At 74.5% G+C, this 18,180-nt stretch carries 14 protein-coding genes; 8 read left to right on the top strand and 6 right to left on the bottom strand.

Annotated elements, in window-relative coordinates:
- Positions 1-37: 37 nt before the first annotated feature.
- Positions 38-1,378 (bottom strand): biotin synthase BioB, encoded by a 1,341-nt coding sequence (gene bioB, locus SM793_RS28950; protein ID WP_320441253.1) that lies wholly within the window; start codon positions 1,376-1,378, stop codon positions 38-40.
- A 296-nt stretch (positions 1,379-1,674) separates the two neighbouring features.
- Here bioB and SM793_RS28945 point away from each other — a divergent pair, with 296 nt between their 5' ends.
- Positions 1,675-2,604: a hypothetical protein gene (locus SM793_RS28945; RefSeq protein WP_320441252.1), complete on the top strand. Its 930-nt coding sequence runs from the start codon at positions 1,675-1,677 to the stop codon at positions 2,602-2,604.
- Positions 2,605-2,716: 112 nt separating this feature from the next.
- Here the strand turns inward: SM793_RS28945 and SM793_RS28940 are convergent, their stop codons facing one another.
- Positions 2,717-5,209 carry a DEAD/DEAH box helicase gene (locus SM793_RS28940; protein WP_320441289.1) on the bottom strand — a complete coding sequence of 831 codons (2,493 nt, stop codon included), beginning with the start codon at positions 5,207-5,209 and terminating at the stop codon, positions 2,717-2,719.
- A gap of 381 nt (positions 5,210-5,590) precedes the next feature.
- Between SM793_RS28940 and SM793_RS28935 the strand changes: the two genes are divergently transcribed.
- Together SM793_RS28935 and SM793_RS28930 are read left to right on the top strand one after the other, a co-directional pair.
- Positions 5,591-6,787, top strand: a complete 1,197-nt coding sequence (locus tag SM793_RS28935) for an 8-amino-7-oxononanoate synthase (protein WP_320441251.1) — start codon at positions 5,591-5,593, stop codon at positions 6,785-6,787.
- A gap of 131 nt (positions 6,788-6,918) precedes the next feature.
- On the top strand, positions 6,919-7,539 hold the full coding sequence (locus tag SM793_RS28930) for a hypothetical protein (protein ID WP_320441250.1): 621 nt from the start codon (positions 6,919-6,921) through the stop codon (positions 7,537-7,539).
- An 11-nt stretch (positions 7,540-7,550) separates the two neighbouring features.
- Here the strand turns inward: SM793_RS28930 and SM793_RS28925 are convergent, their stop codons facing one another.
- The 3 genes from SM793_RS28925 to ligD all read right to left on the bottom strand — a co-directional run bounded on the left by SM793_RS28925 (position 7,551) and on the right by ligD (position 10,323).
- Positions 7,551-8,462 (bottom strand): aminoglycoside phosphotransferase family protein, encoded by a 912-nt coding sequence (locus SM793_RS28925; protein ID WP_320441249.1) that lies wholly within the window; start codon positions 8,460-8,462, stop codon positions 7,551-7,553.
- A gap of 38 nt (positions 8,463-8,500) precedes the next feature.
- Complete coding sequence (locus SM793_RS28920; protein ID WP_320441248.1) at positions 8,501-9,157, bottom strand: GNAT family N-acetyltransferase; 657 nt, start codon at positions 9,155-9,157, stop codon at positions 8,501-8,503.
- Between the two features lie 167 nt (positions 9,158-9,324).
- The gene (gene ligD / locus SM793_RS28915; protein ID WP_320441288.1) at positions 9,325-10,323 is read right to left on the bottom strand and encodes a non-homologous end-joining DNA ligase; all 999 of its coding nucleotides are present in this window, start codon (positions 10,321-10,323) and stop codon (positions 9,325-9,327) included.
- A gap of 148 nt (positions 10,324-10,471) precedes the next feature.
- On the opposite strand from ligD, the gene SM793_RS28910 reads away from it, so the two are divergent.
- Positions 10,472-11,533, top strand: a complete 1,062-nt coding sequence (locus tag SM793_RS28910) for an ATP-dependent DNA ligase (RefSeq protein WP_320441247.1) — start codon at positions 10,472-10,474, stop codon at positions 11,531-11,533.
- Positions 11,534-11,626: 93 nt separating this feature from the next.
- On the opposite strand, the gene SM793_RS28905 is transcribed toward SM793_RS28910, so the two are convergent.
- Complete coding sequence (locus SM793_RS28905; protein WP_320441246.1) at positions 11,627-13,060, bottom strand: serine hydrolase domain-containing protein; 1,434 nt, start codon at positions 13,058-13,060, stop codon at positions 11,627-11,629.
- Positions 13,061-13,350: 290 nt separating this feature from the next.
- Between SM793_RS28905 and SM793_RS28900 the strand changes: the two genes are divergently transcribed.
- The 4 genes from SM793_RS28900 (at position 13,351) to SM793_RS28885 (ending at position 17,621) form a co-directional block, all read left to right on the top strand.
- Positions 13,351-14,319 (top strand): ATP-binding cassette domain-containing protein, encoded by a 969-nt coding sequence (locus SM793_RS28900; protein WP_320441287.1) that lies wholly within the window; start codon positions 13,351-13,353, stop codon positions 14,317-14,319.
- A complete protein-coding gene (locus tag SM793_RS28895; RefSeq protein ID WP_320441245.1) occupies positions 14,316-14,972 on the top strand; it encodes a hypothetical protein in 657 nt (218 codons plus the stop codon). Before SM793_RS28900 ends, SM793_RS28895 begins: the two co-directional genes overlap by 4 nt.
- Positions 14,973-15,360: 388 nt before the next feature.
- Positions 15,361-16,389: an L-threonine 3-dehydrogenase gene (gene tdh, locus SM793_RS28890; RefSeq protein WP_320441244.1), complete on the top strand. Its 1,029-nt coding sequence runs from the start codon at positions 15,361-15,363 to the stop codon at positions 16,387-16,389.
- A gap of 38 nt (positions 16,390-16,427) precedes the next feature.
- On the top strand, positions 16,428-17,621 hold the full coding sequence (locus SM793_RS28885; RefSeq protein ID WP_320441243.1) for a glycine C-acetyltransferase: 1,194 nt from the start codon (positions 16,428-16,430) through the stop codon (positions 17,619-17,621).
- Positions 17,622-18,180 lie beyond the last annotated feature (559 nt).

The raw sequence follows: 18,180 nt of genomic DNA, 5'->3' as shown, positions 1-18,180 counted from the left end.
TTTCCGAGGGGTGCGGTCGGGGCCGGGGGCCGGGGTGTCAGGCGTTGGGCGCCAGTTCGGTGCCGGCGCCGCGGCGGCGGACCCGCACCAGGTCGGTGCGCACCTCGTCGGCGCCCGCCGCGGTCCCGCCGGTGGCCTGGTCAGCGGTCCCGCCGGTGGCCTGGTCAGCGGTCTGACCGGCAGCCTGGTCGGCGGTCGCCGCCGGCGCCGCGTGCCCGTGGCCGCCGCAGGGGCCGCAGCCGCCGCCCGTCCCGCAGCCGCCGCCGACGGCGGCGGTGTCCGCGTCCTCGCCGGGCACGGCGGCCGGGCCGCAGCCGCCGCCCGCGCCGCCCGCGGTACCGGTCCCGCAACCGCCGGCCGCCGCCGCGACGTCCGCCCGGTGACGGGGCAGGGTGCTCTCGCCCATGCCCTCGACCTCGAAGCCGGCGTCCGCGATCATGTCGAGGTCGGTCTGCCCGGCCTGGCCCTCGCTGGTCAGGTAGTCGCCCAGGAAGATGGAGTTGGCGAGGTGCAGGCCCAGCGGCTGCATGCTGCGCAGGTGCACCTCGCGGCCGCCCGCGATCCGCACCTCGGTGTCGGGGTTCACGAACCGCACCATGGCGAGGATCCGCAGGCAGCGCTGCGGGGAGAGGTTCCACTCCTTCGCCAGCGGGGTGCCCTCGAACGGGATGAGGAAGTTCACCGGCACCGAGTCGGAGCCCAGCTCGCGCAGCGCGAAGACCACGTCCACCAGGTCCTCGTCGCTCTCGCCCATGCCCGCGATCAGGCCCGAGCAGGCCGACAGGCCGGCGCCGTGCGCCTTCTGCACGGTGTCCACCCGGTCCGCGTAGGTGTGGGTGGTGGCGATGTCGCCGTAGGTGCCCTCGGAGGTGTTCAGGTTGTGGTTGTAGGCGTCGACACCGGCCGCTTTCAGCCGCTCCGCCTGGTTGTCGGAGAGCAGGCCGAGGCAGGCGCAGATCTCCACCGCCGGGTCGGCGTCCTTGATGGCCGCGACGGTGTCGGTCACCCGGTCGATGTCACGGTCCGTCGGGCCGCGGCCGCTCGCCACCAGGCAGACCCGCTTGGCGCCGCCCGACACGCCGGCCTTCGCCGCCTCGGCGGCCTGGCCCGGCTTGAGCCAGGTGTACTTCAGGATCTCGGCCTTGGAGCCCAGCCGCTGCGAACAGTAGGAGCAGTCCTCCGGGCACAGCCCGCTCTTCAGGTTCACCAGGTAGTTGAGCTTGACCCGGCGGCCGAACCACCGCCGGCGCACCCGCCCGGCGGCCGCGACCACGTCGAGCAGCTCGTCGTCGGTGGTGGCGAGGACGGCGAGCGCCTCCTCGCGGGTGGGGGTCTCCCCACGCAGGCCCTTGGCGGTGAGGGTATCGAGCAGATCCATGGGCCTGATCCTGCCTGCTGGGCCGCGACGGACGCCAGAGGAAACCCACCAGAAGATCCCGGGGAGGATGTGCGAGTTGTCACAGTGTCGAAGCTCACGGTAGTGGCGCCGGTCACGGCGCGGGCGAGGGCGCCCGGCGGGCCTCCCGCAGGCCCTTTCGCGGCCACTCCCGAGGGCCCTTCCGCGCCCCCTCCCGAGGCCCTCGTCGAGGGACCTCCCGGCGCCCTTCCCGCCGTCCCGGCCGCCGTCCCGCCCCCGTGATCTCCACCACTCGTGACCTGCATACAATCGGCCGCATGACCACGCAGGGGGAGCGCGCCCCGTCATCGGCAGAATCACCGGCGGAGCGGCCGGCGCACGACGTGTCCGAACGGCCGGACGGGGCGTACCGGCCAAGACGCCTGACGGCCCGACGGGTCGTCGGCTGGGTCACCGTCGCCGGTGTGGCCGCGGCCGGCGGCTGGATCGTCACCCGCCCCACGCCCGGCGACTACATACCCGGGCTCGGCCCCTCCAGCAAGGAGGCGTCCAAGACCCCGCCGATCGTCGGCGACCCGCCGCAGCGCACGCTCGTCGACCCCGAGGCCCTCGACGTCGAGGCCTACTTCCCCGCCCAGCGGATCGTGGAGTCCGGCTCCTACAAGGGCAAGCGCTCCGGCGTGCGGCGCGGCGACAACTGCACCGAGGTGCTCCAGGACCGTGCCCTGGACCTGCTGCGCGAAGCCGGCTGCAAGGGCTACCTCGCGGTCAGCTTCACCGCCCAGGACAAGCCCGTGCTGAGCAGCGTCACCCTGCTGCGCTTCACCGACGCCCCGGCCGCGTCCCGCGCCGCCGAGGCGCTGCGCGCCAAGTCCGGCGCGGTCGCCTTCATCCTCCCGGACGCCTCCGCCGCGCCCGTGCTGCCGGCCGGCGTGGCCCGGCCCGCCATCGAGCCGCGGGTCGAACTCGTCGGCCACTACGTGACGGTGGCCAGTTCGCGGCCCGCCGAGATGTACCCCGGCGGCGGGGCCACCGCCCCCGCGGCGCCCGCAACCACGCCCGCGGCCCCCGCAACCACTCCCGCCGCGCCCGGCACCGGCAGCGCCTCGCCCACCGTCGGCGCGACCGTCCCCCCGGCGAGTCCGCTCCCGGTGCCCTCGGCGAGCACCGCCGGCCTCGACCAGCTGCTCGACGAGGCCACCCGGGCCGTCTCGCACAGCGCGGGCGCGCCGTTCGTCTGGATGTAGCAGCCCGGACCGAACGGGGGAGGGGCGGGCCGCGGCCCGCCCCTCCCGCCGATTCCTCAGCCAGGCAGGGCTACTGACGGGCCGTCAGCCACCGTCCGCCGGCCACCGTTCGTCAGCCGCCCAGCCGGTCCACGGCGGTGACCCGCAGCACCGCGCGGCCCTCCTCGTCCGAGCCGAAGAGGTCGACCTCGGCACTGATGCCCCAGTCGTGGTCGCCCGCCGGGTCGTCGAAGATCTGCCGCACCCGCCAGGCCGAGTCGTCCTGCTCGATGATCAGCATCTTCGGGCCGCGCGCGTTCGGACCGGTGCCCAGGTCGTCGTACTCCTCCCAGTACCCGTCCATGGCGTCCGCCCAGCGGTCCGCGTCCCAGCCGTACTCGCCGTCCAGCGCGCCCAGCGCGTCGTAGTGCTCCAGCGCGCACAGCTCGACCCGGCGGAACATCTCGTTGCGCACCAGCACCCGGAACGCCCGCGCGTTCGCCGTCACCGGCGCCGGCTTGTCGTCCAGCACCACCTCGGCGGTCTGCGGCCCGGTCGGGTTGGCCAACTGCTCCCACTCGTCCAGCAGGCTGGAGTCGACCTGGCGGACCAGCTCGCCCAGCCAGGCGATGATGTCCTTGAGGTCGTCGGTCTTCACGTCCTCGGGCACGGTCTGCTCCAGCGCCTTGAACGCGCCGGCCAGGTAGCGCAGCACGATGCCCTCGGTGCGGGCCAGCTCGTAGTGGCCGACGTAGTCCGAGAAGGTCATCGCCCGCTCGTAGAGGTCCCGCACCACCGACTTCGGCTGGAGCTGGTGGTCGCCGATCCACGGGTGCGCCCGCTGGTACACCTCGTAGGCGTGGGTGAGGAGTTCCTCCAGCGGCTTCGGATAGGTGATCTCCTGGAGCCGCTCCATCCGCTCCTCGTACTCGATGCCGTCGCGCTTCATCTCGCCGATGGCCTCGCCGCGCGCCTTGTTCTGCTGCGAGGCGAGGATCTGCCGCGGGTCGTCGAGGGTCGCCTCGACCACCGACACCACGTCCATCGCGAAGGACGGCTCGGTCGGGTCGAGCAGTTCGAAGGAGGCCAGGGCGAAGGTGGACAGCGGCTGGTTGAGCGCGAAGTTCTCCTGGAGGTCCAGGGTGAGGCGCACGATCCGACCCTCGGCGTCCGGCTCCGGCAGCCGCTCCACCACGCCGCCCTCCAGCAGCGAGCGGAAGATGGCGATCGCGGTGCGGATGTGCCGGCGCTGCGCGGCCCGGTCCTCGTGGTTGTCGGTGAGCAGCTTGCGCATCGCCTCGAAGGCGTTGCCCGGCCGCGCGATCACCGACAGCAGCATCGCGTGGGTCACCTTGAACCGGGAGACCAGCGGCTCCGGGTCGGCGGCGATCAGCTTCTGGAAGGTCTCCTCCGACCAGCCGACGAAGCCCTCCGGCGCCTTCTTGCGGACGATCTTCCGCTTCTTCTTGGGGTCGTCGCCCGCCTTGGCGACGGCCTTGTCGTTCTCGATGACGTGCTCGGGCGCCTGCGCCACCACCTGGCCCACGGTGTCGAACCCGGCCCGTCCGGCCCGTCCGGCGATCTGGTGGAACTCCCGGGCGCGCAGGATCCGCACCCGCTGCCCGTCGTACTTCGACAGCGCGGTGAACAGCACCGTGCGGATCGGCACATTGACACCCACACCGAGCGTGTCCGTCCCGCAGATCACCTTCAGCAGACCCGCCTGGGCGAGCCGCTCGACCAGCCGCCGGTACTTGGGGAGCATGCCCGCGTGGTGCACACCGATCCCGTGCCGGACGAAACGCGACAGGTTGCGGCCGAACTTGGTGGTGAAGCGGAAGTTCCCGATCAGGTCGGCGATGGCGTCCTTCTCCGCCTTCGAGCACATGTTGATGCTCATCAGCGACTGCGCGCGGTCCACCGCCTCCTTCTGGGTGAAGTGCACGACATACACCGGCGCCTGGCCGGTCTGCAGCAGCTCCTCCAGCGTGTCGTGCATGGTGGTGCGGCGGTACTCGTAGAACAGCGGCACCGGACGCGTCGTGTTGCGCACCACCGTCGTCGGCCGGCCGGTGCGCCGGTTGAGGTCCTCCTCGAACCGCCGCACGTCGCCCAGCGTCGCCGACATCAGCAGGAACTGCGCCTGCGGCAGCTCCAGCAGCGGGATCTGCCAGGCCCAGCCGCGGTCCGGCTCCGCGTAGAAGTGGAACTCGTCCATGACCACCTGGCCGACATCGGCCCGGGTGCCGTCGCGCAGCGCGATCTGCGCCAGCACCTCCGCCGTGCAGCAGATGATCGGCGCCGTCGGGTTCACCGAGGCGTCACCCGTCATCATGCCGACCTGCTCGGTCCCGAACATCTTCACCAGGTCGAAGAACTTCTCCGACACCAGCGCCTTGATCGGCGCCGTGTAGAACGTCCGCTTCCCCTCCGCGAGCGCCGCGAAGTGCGCGCCCGCCGCGACCAGGCTCTTCCCCGAGCCCGTCGGCGTCGCCAGGATGACGTTGTTCCCCGACACCAGCTCGATCAGCGCCTCCTCCTGCGCCGGGTACAGCGAGATCCCGCGCTCCTCCGCCCAGGCGGCGAACGTCTCGTACAGCGCGTCGGGCGTGGCGGGCTTCGGCATCAGATCAAGGAGGGTCACCGCCCTATCTTGCCTGCTCGCCGCCACCCCCGGCAAAGCCCGGGGACGCCACCCGGTTCCGGCGCCCGCTCACGGCACGGGCGGCGCCCGCTCACGGCGCGGGCACGGTGGGCGGCTCGGCTGCCAGGGCCGGTGCCGCGGCAGCCCTCCCGGTCGACCGCGACCGCGGCGATCCGCCGGGCCGGCCGGACGTGCGCCTCCCGGACCGCGGCGCCTCCCGGACCGCGGCGCCCCCCGGTGCCCCGCCGGCCGGGGCCCACCCACGACGACCTGCCGGTACGACGGCCGTCCGGTGAATCCGAGCCGGCCGCGTGGCCCGGCGCACATTGCCCGGCGCGCGTCCGCCGTGCCAGAGTGCCGGGCATGGTCAATCGCACCGCGCCCGAGCCGCGCACCCTCGCTCCCGGCGCCGTCTTCGACTGGCTCGACGAGACCGCGGAGCAGCGGGCCCGCGCCGGGCTCACCCGGACGCTGCGCAGCCGCCCCGCCGACGATCCGGTGCTCGACCTCGCGGGGAACGACTACCTCGGCCTGACCCGCCACCCCACCGTCACCGCCGCCGCCGCCGATGCCGCGCTGCGCTGGGGCGCCGGTGCGACCGGCTCCCGGCTGGTGACCGGGACCACCGCGCTGCACACCGAGCTGGAGCAGGAACTCGCCGACTTCTGCGGGGCCGAGGCCGCCCTCGTCTTCTCCTCCGGCTACACCGCCAACCTGGCCGCGCTCACCGCGCTCACCGACCCGGACACCCTGATCGTGTCCGACGCCTACAACCACGCCTCACTGATCGACGGCTGCCGGCTCGCCCGGGCGGACGTCCACCGGGCCCCGCACAGCGACCCGCGCGCCGTCGCCGGGATCCTCGCCGGGCGTGAGCGGCCCCGGGCGCTGATGGTCACCGACTCGGTCTTCTCGGTCGACGGCAACGCCGCCCCGCTCGCCGAACTCGCCGCCACCACCCGGAGGTTCGGCGCCGCGCTGCTCGTCGACGACGCGCACGGCCTGGGCGTCCTCGGCCCCGGCGGCAGCGGCGCCCCGGCCGCCGCCGGTCTCGCCGGCGCGCCCGACCTGGTCACCACCGTCACCTTGTCGAAGTCGCTGGGCTCCCAGGGCGGCGCCGTGCTCGGCCCCCGCCGGGTCGTCCGCCACCTCACCGAGACCGCCCGCACCTTCATCTTCGACACCGGCCTCGCCCCCGCCGCCGCCGGTGCCGCCCTCGGCGCACTGCGGCTGCTGCGCGCCGAACCCCACCGCGCCGAGCGCGCCCGGGAGGTGGCCCGCGCCCTGGCCGCCCGCCTCACCGCCGCCGGCCTGCACGCCTCCACGCCCGACGCGGCCGTGGTGTCCGTCCGCGCCCCGGGCCCCGAGGCCGCCGTCGGCTGGGCCGCCGACTGCCGCCGGGCCGGTCTCGCCGTCGGCTGCTTCCGCCCCCCGTCCGTCCCGGACGGCGTCTCCCGGCTGCGGCTGACCGCGCGCGGCGACCTGACGGACGAGCAGATCGCCGAGGCCGTCCGCACCATCGCGGCCACGGCCCCGGAGGGCGCCCGCACGGCCGGCTGACCCTCCCGCCCTGACCCCGGCCCGGCCCGGGAAAGCGGCTTCCGGCAAGCGGCTTCCGGCAAAGGGCTGCTGACGGCCCGTCGGGCTGCCATCATGGGCCCGTCGGACGGTCGGCGACCGGGGCGGGGGCCATGAGCGAGCAGATCGTCACAGCCCTGCTGTCCGGGCTCGTCGCCCTGCTGGTGGCCGCCGTCGGCGCGGCACTGACCCTCGCGCAGCAGCGGCGGGAACGAGCCCGGTGGCTGACCGACCTCAAGTCCGGCTGGGCGCTGGAACTCCACAGGGCCCGGCTGGAGTCCTACCCGGAGGTGTTCCGCATTCTGGGCGGACTGTCGCACGCCGCCGGTTCCCCGCTCACCGCCGAGGCGGCGGGGCAGCTGGCGGTGGCGCTCAACGGCTGGTTCTACGGGCCGGGCGGCATGTGCGCGACCGCCACCGCGCGGGGCGCCGTCCTCGGTCTGCGGCACTGCTGCCGGCGCTGGGCACGGGACGGCGGCCCGCGCCCCGAGGAGCTCTCCGGGTGGCGTGACCTCGCGGTCGCGGCGCTCCGCAGGGACCTCGACCTTCCGGGCCTGGAGTCGTACGACTTCCGGCCGGGCTCCACGATCCTGGCAGACCTCCGGCGGGAGCTGGAGGACGCGGCGAACCACCGCCCGCGGCCCCCGGCGGGCGGAGGGCAGGGGATCGCCGGGCGTCCCGGCCCCTCCGCCCGGCGAGGGCTCTCCGCCCGGAGAGGACCCTCCGTCGGCTGACGCCGGCGCCGCTACAGCCCCGCCAGCTCCCGCAGGAACGCCGTGCCGGCGTCCGCGCGGCCGGCGGCGACGCGCGGCGCGGCGATCAGGACGGCCGCCGCCCGGCACCAGGCGAGGACGCGGTCCGCGTCCGCGCCCGCGACCAGCGCGGTCAGTTCGGCGATCCGGGCGGACAGGGCCGTCGGACCGGCCACACCGTCGAGAGCCCAGTCGACCAGGTCGAAGTCCGGGTCGCCCAGGCAGGCGCGCGGGTCGATCGCCACCGTCCCGGCCGGGCCGAGCAGCACATTGGCCGGGTGAAGGTCGCCGTGCACCAGCCCGACCGGGCCGCCGTCGCCGGTCAGCTCGCGGGCCAGGGCCCGGGCGCCCGCCGTCGACACCCCGGGGGCCCGCCGCTCGGTAAGGTCGAACAGGAAGTCCAGCCGCTCCGCCAGGGACGGCAGGGCCGCGCGGGGCGGCGCGGGCACCGAGCGCATCCCGGCCAGCATCCCCGCCACCTCCGCCGGCCGCCAACCGGACTCGCGCAGCGTCGTCCCCGGCCGGACGTCCGCCAGCAGCAGCGCCCCGGCCCCGACGTCCTCCGCCAGCAGCCCCACCACCGACGGCACCTCCCGCCACGCGGTCAGCGCCACCGCCTCCTGCCGGGCCACCTCGGCGTCCGGCGTCAGCTTGAGCCACACCGCCGCACCGTCGGCCGACCGCTCGCAGCGGAAGACCCGCGAGGTGCCGCCCCCGCCGGCCGCCCGCACCGCCAGCCCCCAGCGCCCGGCCAGCCCGTCCACCAGCCGTGGCAGCTCCGCGCACCACTCCCGGGCGCCCGGCCCGAAGCGGGTCACCAGCCGGGCCCGCACCTCCTCGGGGACGGCGGCGAGGGCCTCCACCGTCGCCGGGGCCGCCACAGGGTCCGTCGCGGGGGCAGTCATGGGGGCCGTCATGGGGGCCGTCGTGGCCGCGCGATCCTTCACGGCCGTCCCACCACCAGCAGCGTCTCCGCGCCGACCGGCCGGTAGCCGGCCGCCTGGAAGGCCCGCACGCTCGTCGCATTGCCCGGCGCCTGCTGGGACCAGACCAGATCGCCCTGCGGGACGAGGTGCCGGGCCGCGAGCGCCAGCGCCCGCCCCAGGCCCCGGCCGCGGGCCGCCGGACCGACCTCGATCGAACACTCCCAGCGCCCGGCGACACCGCGCCCCAGCACCAGGACCCCGCTCCCGCCCTCGGCCTCGAAGACCCGCACGTCCTCGCGGTAGCGCAGCGCCCGCACCACCCGGGGATGCTCCAGGTCCGCGACCGGGACGAGTGGCAGCGGCGGCCCGCCGGGCAGGCGGTCGGCCACCGTCAGAAGGTCGATGTTGCCGTTCTCCCGACCGGTGCGGCGGGCCAGCGCGGTCAGGAACGGCGGGCACAGCGGTGCGGCCAGCGGGTCGCTCGGCGTGGCCGCCAGCGTCGCCCGCACCCAGTCCGGGTCCTCGTCGGTGAACACCACCGCGTGCGCGGAGAACGACAGCACCCCCGCCTCGCGCGGCGACGGCTGCGGCACCACCGTCACCGATCCGTCCGACGGCGGGAACACCCCGCCCCCCGCGTCCGCCAGAATCTCCCGCAGCCCCCGTGCAGCCATCGTTCCCCGCCCCTTGGTGATCTTCGTGGGCGACCAGCCTACGTGACCACGTCACACCCGGAACGGGGTGCTCCGGCGGGGGACCGGGGCCCTCGCGGCTCCCGCTCGGGCCCTGTGCTCGGAACCTCTGCCCAGGTCTGCCCAGGTCTTCTGTTCACGTCTTCTGTTCACGCCTTCTTCCGGGCCCGGCTCGGCTGCACCCGGGTCGGCTCGCCCGCCGCCTTCGGGTGGTCCGGCGGATACGGCAACTCGCCGTGCGCGCCGTCCGCGATCTGCCGCTCGTACAGCTCCAGCAGCCCCTCCAGCCGGAACACCTCGCCCCGCATCCCCGCGTGCGGATCGCCCAGCTCCGCGAACCGGGCCGGCACCGTCCGCAGATCGAAGTCCTCCGGCAGCGCGTCGTCCAGCTCCTCCCACGACAACGGGGTCGACACCGTCGCCCGCGGCCGGGCCCGCAGCGAATAGGCGGAGGCGATCGTCCGGTCCCGCGCCATCTGGTTGTAGTCGACGAAGATCCGCTCCCCGCGCTCCTCCTTCCACCACGCCGTGGTCACCCGCCCCGGCAGCCGCCGCTCCAACTCCCGGCCCAGCGCGATCACCGCGTGCCGCCCGTCGGTGAACGTCCACTCCGGCACCAGCGGCACGTACACGTGCACCCCGCGCCCGCCCGAGGTCTTCGGCCACCCCCGCAGCCCGTGCTCCTCCAGGACGGCCCGCAGCTCGTGCGCGACCCGCACCGAGTCCCGGAAGTCCGTGCCCGGCTGCGGGTCCAGGTCGATCCGCAGCTCGTCCACGTGATCGGTGTCCGAACTGCGCACCGGCCACGGGTGGAAGGTCAGACAGCCGAGGTTCGCCGCCCACAGCACCGCCGCCGGCTCGGTCGGACAGATCTCGTCCGCCGACCGCCCGCTCGGGAAGGAGATCCGCGCGGTCGGCAGCCAGTCCGGCAGGCCCTTCGGGGCCCGCTTCTGGTAGAAGAACTCGCCCTCCACCCCGTCCGGGAACCGCTGCAGCGTGGTCGGCCGGTCCCGCAGCCCGCGCAGCACCCCGTCCGCGACCGCGAGGAAGTACTCGGCGACGTCCAGCTTGGTGAAGCCGCGCTCCGGGAAGTACACCTTGTCGGGATTCGACAGCCGGACGGTGCGCCCGGCGACATCCAGTTCCACGGCAGAGCCCATGCCACTCACGCTAAGCGCGCGCCGCCCGCCGCGCCTGTCCTGACCTGGGCGCCCGTCCGGCCCGCCCGGCCCGCGCGGCCCGCCCGGCCCGCGCGCCGCCGCGCGTCCGGACCGCGTCGGCGCGAGGATCGGCAGCATGGACCTGCCCGTGATGCCGCCCGTCGCCCCGATGCTCGCCAAATCCGTCGCGAAGATCCCGCCCGGCATGCAGTACGAGCCCAAATGGGACGGCTTCCGCGCCATCGTCTTCCGCGACGGGGACGAGGTCGAGATCGGCAGCCGCACCGGCAAACCCCTCACCCGCTACTTCCCCGAACTCGTCACGGCCCTGCGCCGCGAAACACCCCCGCGCTGCGTCCTCGACGGCGAGGTGGTGATCGCCCGCGACGGCCGGCTGCGCTTCGAGGAACTCCTCGAACGCATCCACCCCGCCGCCAGCCGGGTCGACCTGCTCGCCGAACGCACCCCCGCCTCCTTCGTCGCCTTCGACCTGCTCGCCCTCGGCGACGAGTCCCTGCTCGACCAGCCGCTCGCGGCCCGCCGCACCGCCCTCGAAACGGCCCTCGCCGACGCCGCCGACCCCGTCTTCACCGCCCCCGCCGCGACCGACCGGGACCTCGCCGAGACCTGGTTCGCCCAGTACGAGGGCGCCGGCCTGGACGGGATCGTCGCCAAACCGCTCGACCAGCCCTACCGGCCCGGCGAACGCGCCATGTACAAGATCAAGCACGAGCGCACGGCCGACTGCGTGGTCGCCGGCTACCGCGAGCACAAGAGCGGACCCGTCGTCGGCTCCCTGCTGCTAGGGATCCACGACGCCGACGGCCGGCTCCAGCACGTCGGCGTCTGCGCCGCCTTCACCATGGCCCGCCGCCGCGAACTCGCCGACGAACTGGCGCCGCTGCGCACCACCGACCTCGCCGGCCACCCCTGGGCGGCCTGGGCCGACGAGGCCGCCCAGGCCGACGCCAGACTCCCCGGCGCGCAGAGCCGCTGGACCGGGAAGAAGGACCTCTCCTGGGTGCCGCTGCGCCCCGAACGCGTCGTCGAGGTCGCCTACGACCACATGGAGGGCACCCGCTTCCGGCACACCGCGCAGTTCCGCCGCTGGCGCCCGGACCGCACGCCGGAGAGCTGTACGTACGAGCAGTTGGAGGAGCCGGTCTCCTACGACCTGGCGAAGGTGCTCGGGGGCTGACGGCCGCCGAGCCCGCCCGGGGCCGCCCGAGCCGGCCCGCCCGGGGCCGCCCGAGCCGGCCCGTTCAGTCAGCGCCGGCTCGGGTCAGCCCGGTCACGCCGCCGACGGCACCGGCGGCGTCACCGAGGTCGACACCGACGCGTCGCCCGTCGCCGAGGGCTCGTCCCCGCCCGCCGGGGCCGCCGGCAGGTCGTAGACGTTCCCGGGCGAGACGATCTCCGTGACCGCCTTCGCGAACAGCGTCGACGGCGCCGACCCCTTGTACGGGATGTCGGTGTTCAGCAGCACCACCAACGAAGCCTGCGCGGACGGCAGATACACCGCCACCGTCTGGTACCCCGGCAGCGAGCCGTTGTGCCCGATCCACCCGTGGTTGTAGAACACCCCCAGCCCGTACCAGGTGTCCGGCACCGGCGAGGGCTGCGGCTGGAGCCGCTGCGCCTGCGTCTGCGGGGTCAGCAGGGTGCCGGTGGCCAGCACCCTGGCCCACTTCTTCATGTCCGCCTGGTCCGAGATCATCGCCCCCGCGGCCCAACCCCAGGACGGGTTCCAGTCGGTGGCGTCCGCGATCGTCCCGTCCGCCGTCTGGTTGGTGTAGCCGCGGGCATGCGGCTGCGGGAACGCGTTGCCCATCGGGAACAGCGTCCGGCCCAGGTCCGCCGGGTCGAACACCTCCTTCTTCAGGAAGTCGCCGAGCGGCTGCCCGCCCAGCTTCTCGATCACCTTCCCGATCAGCACCGTGTTGGTGTTGGAGTAGTCGAACTCCGCCCCCGGGGCGAAGTTCACCGGGTGCTTGAACGCGTACCCGAGCAACTGGTCCGGCGTGAACGAGCGCTGCGGATCCGCCTGGAGCGCCGCCACGAAGTCCTCGTCCTGGGTGTACGAGAACAGGCCGCTGCGCATGTCGGACAGCTGGCGCAGGGTGATCGTGCCACCGTTCGGCACCCCCGAGACGTACTTGCCGATCGGGTCGTCCAGCCCCGCCTTGCCCTGGTCGACCAGCCGCAGCAGACCGGTGACGGTGAAGGTCTTCGTCTCGCTGCCGATCCGCATGTTGAGCCCGGTCACCATCGCCGTGCCCGCGACCTTGTCGGAGACGCCGAAGGCCTTCAGGTACTCGCCCTGCGGCGTCGACAGGTTGACGATCACCCCCGGCACCGAGGCCTCCGTCAGCACCCGCTGCACCGCGGTGTCCAGCCGGGCCGTCACGTCCGGCGTCAGCGGCAGCGCGGTCGGGCCCGCCGAGGCGCCCGGGGGCGTGGTGGGGGTGGTCGGCGAGGGGCTGAGCGGAGTCGCGCTCGCGCTCGGGCCCGAAGCCGAGGCCGAGGGGCTGAGCGCCGCCGGGACGGCCGTCACCGCCCCGGCCGCCGGCGAGCCGGTGGACGCGCCGCCCGAACACCCGGCGGAGGCCAGCAGCCCGGCCAGCGCCAGCGCGAGCGCCACCGGGGCGGGCCGGGCCGCGGCCGGGCGGGCCGCACCCGGGCGGCATGGGGTGGTGGCTCGGGCCGTCGTCACACGATTCGGCACGCGGTCGTGATTCGTCATCGTCGAGGCGCCTCTCTGGGCCGGACGGGCCCGGAGCAACGCTCCACGGGCCCGCAAGGGGGAGCGATCGCCACCGTATGCGCCGGTCGCCGGCACCGCGCGCCCTGCGGCGGCCCACTGGCCCGAACGGACCCACCCGTCAGCCGACCGTCAGCCGCCCGGCCCGGCCCGGTCGCGCCACCACCGGCGCGGCCCGCACCATACCCGCCCCCTACCGGCGGCCGCGTAGGGTGCGCACCGCCCGACCGACGAAGGGGAACACCGAGGTGCTGCTGCACTGCGAAGCCGTGGGCAAACGCTACGGACGGGGCCGCTGGATCCTGCGCGACGTCGAGCTGAGCCTCGCGCCCGGCGACGTCCTCGCCGTCCTCGGCGCCAACGGCTCCGGCAAGTCCACCCTGCTACGGATCCTGGCCGGCCTCGCCCGCCCCACCACCGGCCGCCGCACCGGACCGGTCACGGCCCGAGGGGCCGCCGTCGGCTACGTCCCCGACCGCTTCACCGCCCCCGAACGCCTCACCGCCATCGCCTACCTCACCCACCTCGGCCGAATCCGCGGCCTGCCCACCGCCACCGCCCGGACCCGCGCCGGCCGACTGCTGGAACGGCTCACCCTCCCCGACGGCCCGGACGCGGCACTTCGCACCCTCTCCAAGGGCAACGCCCAGAAGGTCGCGCTCGCGCAGGCCCTGCTCGTACCGCCCGACCTGCTCGTCCTCGACGAACCGTGGTCCGGCCTCGACGCCTCCGCCCACACCGCGCTCGCCGGGATCGTCGCCGAGACGGCCGCCGCCGGCGGGGCGGTGGTGTTCACGGACCACCGCGAGGCCCTCGCCCGGACGCACGCCACCGCCGTGCACACCGTCGCCGGCGGACGGGTCACCCGCCGCGCCGACCCCGCCCCGGGCACGCCGGTCCCGGCCGCCGTGGTCGTCCTCGCCCGCCCGGGCGGCGCCGCCGAGGCCGACCTTCCCGGGGCGCTCGGCCTTCCCGAGGCCCTTGACCTTCCCGGGGCGCTCGACCTTCCCGGGGTCCTTGACCTTCCCGGGGTCCTCGCCGCCGAGCGCCGAGGGGCCGAACTCCACCTGCGGGTCGACCAGTCCAGGACCGACGCCGTCCTGCTCGCCGCACTCCGCGACCACTGGTCCGTACGAGCCGTCACCCGGCCCGAGCCCCGGTCGGAGCCCCGGCCCGAGCCCCGACCCGCCACCGCACCCACCCCGAGGACCACCGCCCGATGACCGCCCTCGTCCGCTACCGACTCACCACCCTGCTGCTCTCCCAGCGCTACCTCGCCCCGCTGCTCCTGTTCACCGCCCTCGTCACCGTGCTCACCAGCAACGACACCGGCCCGCTCACCGCCACCCACGCCGCCGCCGGCCTGGCGATGCTGCTCGCCGCCACCTGGCTCACCATGGCGCTCGCCGCACTCGACGACCCACCCCACCGGGCCGTGCTGGCGACCGCCACCGGCAGTCACCGGCGGCTGGTCACCGGGACCGTCCTCGCCGCGCTGGCGGTCTGCCTGCCCCTCACCGCCCTCGGCCTGGTCCTGCCGCTCCTCGTCGGCAACCACAGTCCCACCGGCGCCGACCTGCTCCTGGGCGCCGAGGCCCAGCTCACCTGCGCCTGCACGGGCGCCGCCGTCGGCCTGCTCGCCGCCCGGCCGGTGGTCCGGCGGCCCGGGCACGGGCTGCTGCTCGCCCTCGCGCTGCTGCTCGTCCTGACCCTCGGCAAGGGCCTGCCGCCGGTGAACCTCCTGCTCACCCGGCTCTCCGGCCACCACCGGTCGGCGGAACTGGTCGGCTCCACCGTTCTGCTGCTCGCGCTCGCGGCGGCCCTGCTCGGGGCTGCGACGGTGGCGGCGCACGCCGTCGCGGTCCGGCGGGACTGACCGGGCCGGACCTCCTGTGCCGGCCCTGTTCTGGCCCTGTGCCGGCCCTCGCCCAGCGCGTCGAGGGCCCCCGGGCGGGCGCTCCGCGCGCCCCGTGCGCGCCTCGCGCGCTCCGCCGTCGGGGTGCCGACCGGCACGCCGCGACGGGCCCCGGGCGCAGCTCGGGCAGGATCGTTCAGCCCAGCTGTCGCGGCCCTTAAGAATTCCTCGATGGACCGCACCCCCTCCGACCAGGCAGATTTCTGTCTGGCCCGGACTACGGACGCCAGGACCGCCACCAGGACCCCAGCCCCGTCACCACCCTCCGGCCCTCCCGGGGGCCGCCACCGCCGGGCCCCGTCGGCCTGCCCACAGCAGGCCGCCCCACCGTGCGTCAGGAGCCACCGCCGTGAAGGCACTCGTCAAGCAGAAGGCCGAGCCGGGACTCTGGCTGATGGACGTCCCCACCCCGGCGATCGGCCCCGGCGAGGTGCTCATCAAGGTGCTGCGCACCGGCATCTGCGGCACCGATCTGCACATCCGCAAGTGGGACGGCTGGGCGCAGCAGGCGATCAGAACCCCGCTGGTGCTGGGCCACGAGTTCGTCGGCGAGGTCGCCGAGCTCGGTGCCGGCGTCACGGACATCGCCGTCGGCGACCTGGTCAGCGGCGAGGGCCACCTGGTCTGCGGCAAGTGCCGCAACTGCCTGGCCGGCCGCCGCCACCTCTGCCGCAACACCGTCGGCCTCGGCGTCAACCGCGACGGCGCCTTCGCCGAGTACGTCGCCCTGCCCGCCTCCAACGTCTGGGTGCACCGGGTCCCCGTCGACCTCGACGTCGCCGCGATCTTCGACCCGTTCGGCAACGCCGTGCACACCGCGCTGTCCTTCCCGCTGGTCGGCGAGGACGTGCTGGTCACCGGCGCCGGCCCGATCGGCATCATGGCCGCCGCCGTCGCCAAGCACGCCGGCGCCCGCAACGTCATGATCACCGACGTCTCCCCCTACCGCCTCGACCTCGCCCGCAAGGTCGGTGTCACGCTGGCGCTCAACGTCGCCGAGCACACCATCGAGGAGGGCCAGCAGAAGCTCGGCCTGCGCGAGGGCTTCGACGTCGGCCTGGAGATGTCCGGCCGCCCCGAGGCGATGCAGTCGATGATCGCCAACATGACCCACGGCGGGAAGATCGCCATGCTGGGCCTGCCCGCCGAGCAGTTCCCGATCGACTGGGCCTCCGTCGTCACCTCGATGCTCACCATCAAGGGCATCTACGGCCGCGAGATGTTCGAGACCTGGTACGCGATGTCCGTCCTCCTGGAGGGCGGCCTCGACCTCAGCCCCGTGATCACCGGTCGGTACGCCGCCACCGACTTCGAGGCCGCCTTCGACGAGGCGGCCGGCGGCCGCTGCGGCAAGGTCATCCTCGACTGGACCGCCTGAGCACCCTCGCCGATCCGACGATCCGATTAGGAGCAGCTGTGTTCGACAACGTGCGCGACGAGGTCGCCGCCACCCTCGAAGAGATCCGTGAGGCCGGTCTCTTCAAGCCGGAGCGCGTCATCGGCAGCCCGCAGAGCGCCGCCGTCACCGTCACCGGCGGCGGCACCCCGGGCGAGGTCCTCAACTTCTGCGCCAACAACTACCTCGGCCTCGCCGACCACCCCGAGGTGCTCGACGCCGCCAAGGACGCGCTCGACCGCTGGGGCTACGGCATGGCGTCCGTCCGCTTCATCTGCGGCACCCAGGACGTGCACAAGCAGCTGGAGGACCGCCTCTCCGCGTTCCTCGGCCAGGAGGACACGATCCTCTACTCGTCCTGCTTCGACGCCAACGGCGGCGTCTTCGAGACCCTGCTCGACGAGCGCGACGCCGTCATCTCCGACGCCCTCAACCACGCGAGCATCATCGACGGCATCCGCCTGTGCAAGGCCCGCCGCCACCGCTACGCCAACCGCGACCTCGCCGACCTGGAGCAGCAGCTCAAGGAGAGCCAGGACGCCCGCCGCCGCCTGATCGTCACCGACGGCGTCTTCTCGATGGACGGCTACGTCGCCCCGCTGCGCGAGATCTGCGACCTCGCCGACCGCTACAACGCCATGGTCATGGTCGACGACTCGCACGCCGTCGGCTTCGTCGGCGCCAACGGGCGCGGCACGCCGGAGCTGCACGGCGTCATGGACCGGGTCGACATCATCACCGGCACCCTCGGCAAGGCGCTCGGCGGCGCCTCCGGCGGCTACGTTGCCGCCCGCCGCGAGATCGTCGCGCTGCTGCGCCAGCGGTCGCGCCCGTACCTGTTCTCGAACTCGCTCGCGCCGGTCATCGCGGCCGCCTCGCTCAAGGTCCTGGACCTCGTCGAGAGCTCGAACGAGCTGCGGGAGCGGCTGGCGGCGAACACCGCGCTGTTCCGCTCGAAGATGACCGATGCGGGCTTCGAGATCCTGCCCGGGGACCACCCGATCGCGCCGGTGATGATCGGCGACGCGGCGAAGGCCGGCCGGCTCGCCGAGCTGCTGCTGGAGCGCGGCGTGTACGTGATCGGCTTCTCGTACCCGGTGGTCCCGCACGGCCAGGCCCGGATCCGGGTCCAGCTCTCCGCGGCCCACACCACCGAGGACGTCGAGCGCGCCGTCGCCGCCTTCGTGGACGCGCGCGCCGCGCTGGGGGAGTAGCCCGCACCGTCGCGACCCGACCGTCGCGGCCCGGCCCGCTGCGGCCGACCGCTGCCCGTCGGTCAGCGGCGGGTCGCCGGGAACGGTCCTCGCCGGGCCGGTTCGCCTCGACCGCCCGTGGCACGTCCGCTCGGAACCGGACGTGCCACGGGCTCCCGAACCGCTGTGCGATGTCGGCCGGCCCGCCCCGCCGACATCGCACAGCACCAAGACCATCTGCCCCACCCTCCCGCCGCGGGAGTGGGAAGTCGGCCCGACCGACTTCCCACTCCCGTTCGCGGTTTCCGGGGGCGGCGGCGCACTCTCCTTGCTCCGTCCCTCTCCCTCGCCCTCGGCCTCTCCCTCGCCCTCGGCCTCTCCCTCTCTCGCTCGCTCGCCCTCTCGTTTTCCCTCACTCCCTCTCCCCTCGTTCTCCCTCGCACCCTCGCTCCTCCTCCCTTGAGCCCCTTCGCTCCCTCCGCGCACACACTTTGCAAAGTGGGCACTTTGCAAAGTGTGTGAAGTGGCTCGAGGAGCGCAGAATCCCGGGAATCACGGGGGTCGGGCCCGGCCGGGCCAG

Source organism: Kitasatospora purpeofusca (assembly GCF_034043715.1).
Classification (GTDB): Bacteria; Actinomycetota; Actinomycetes; order Streptomycetales; family Streptomycetaceae; genus Kitasatospora; species Kitasatospora purpeofusca_A.
This window is presented reverse-complemented; position numbering and strand designations above follow the sequence as displayed.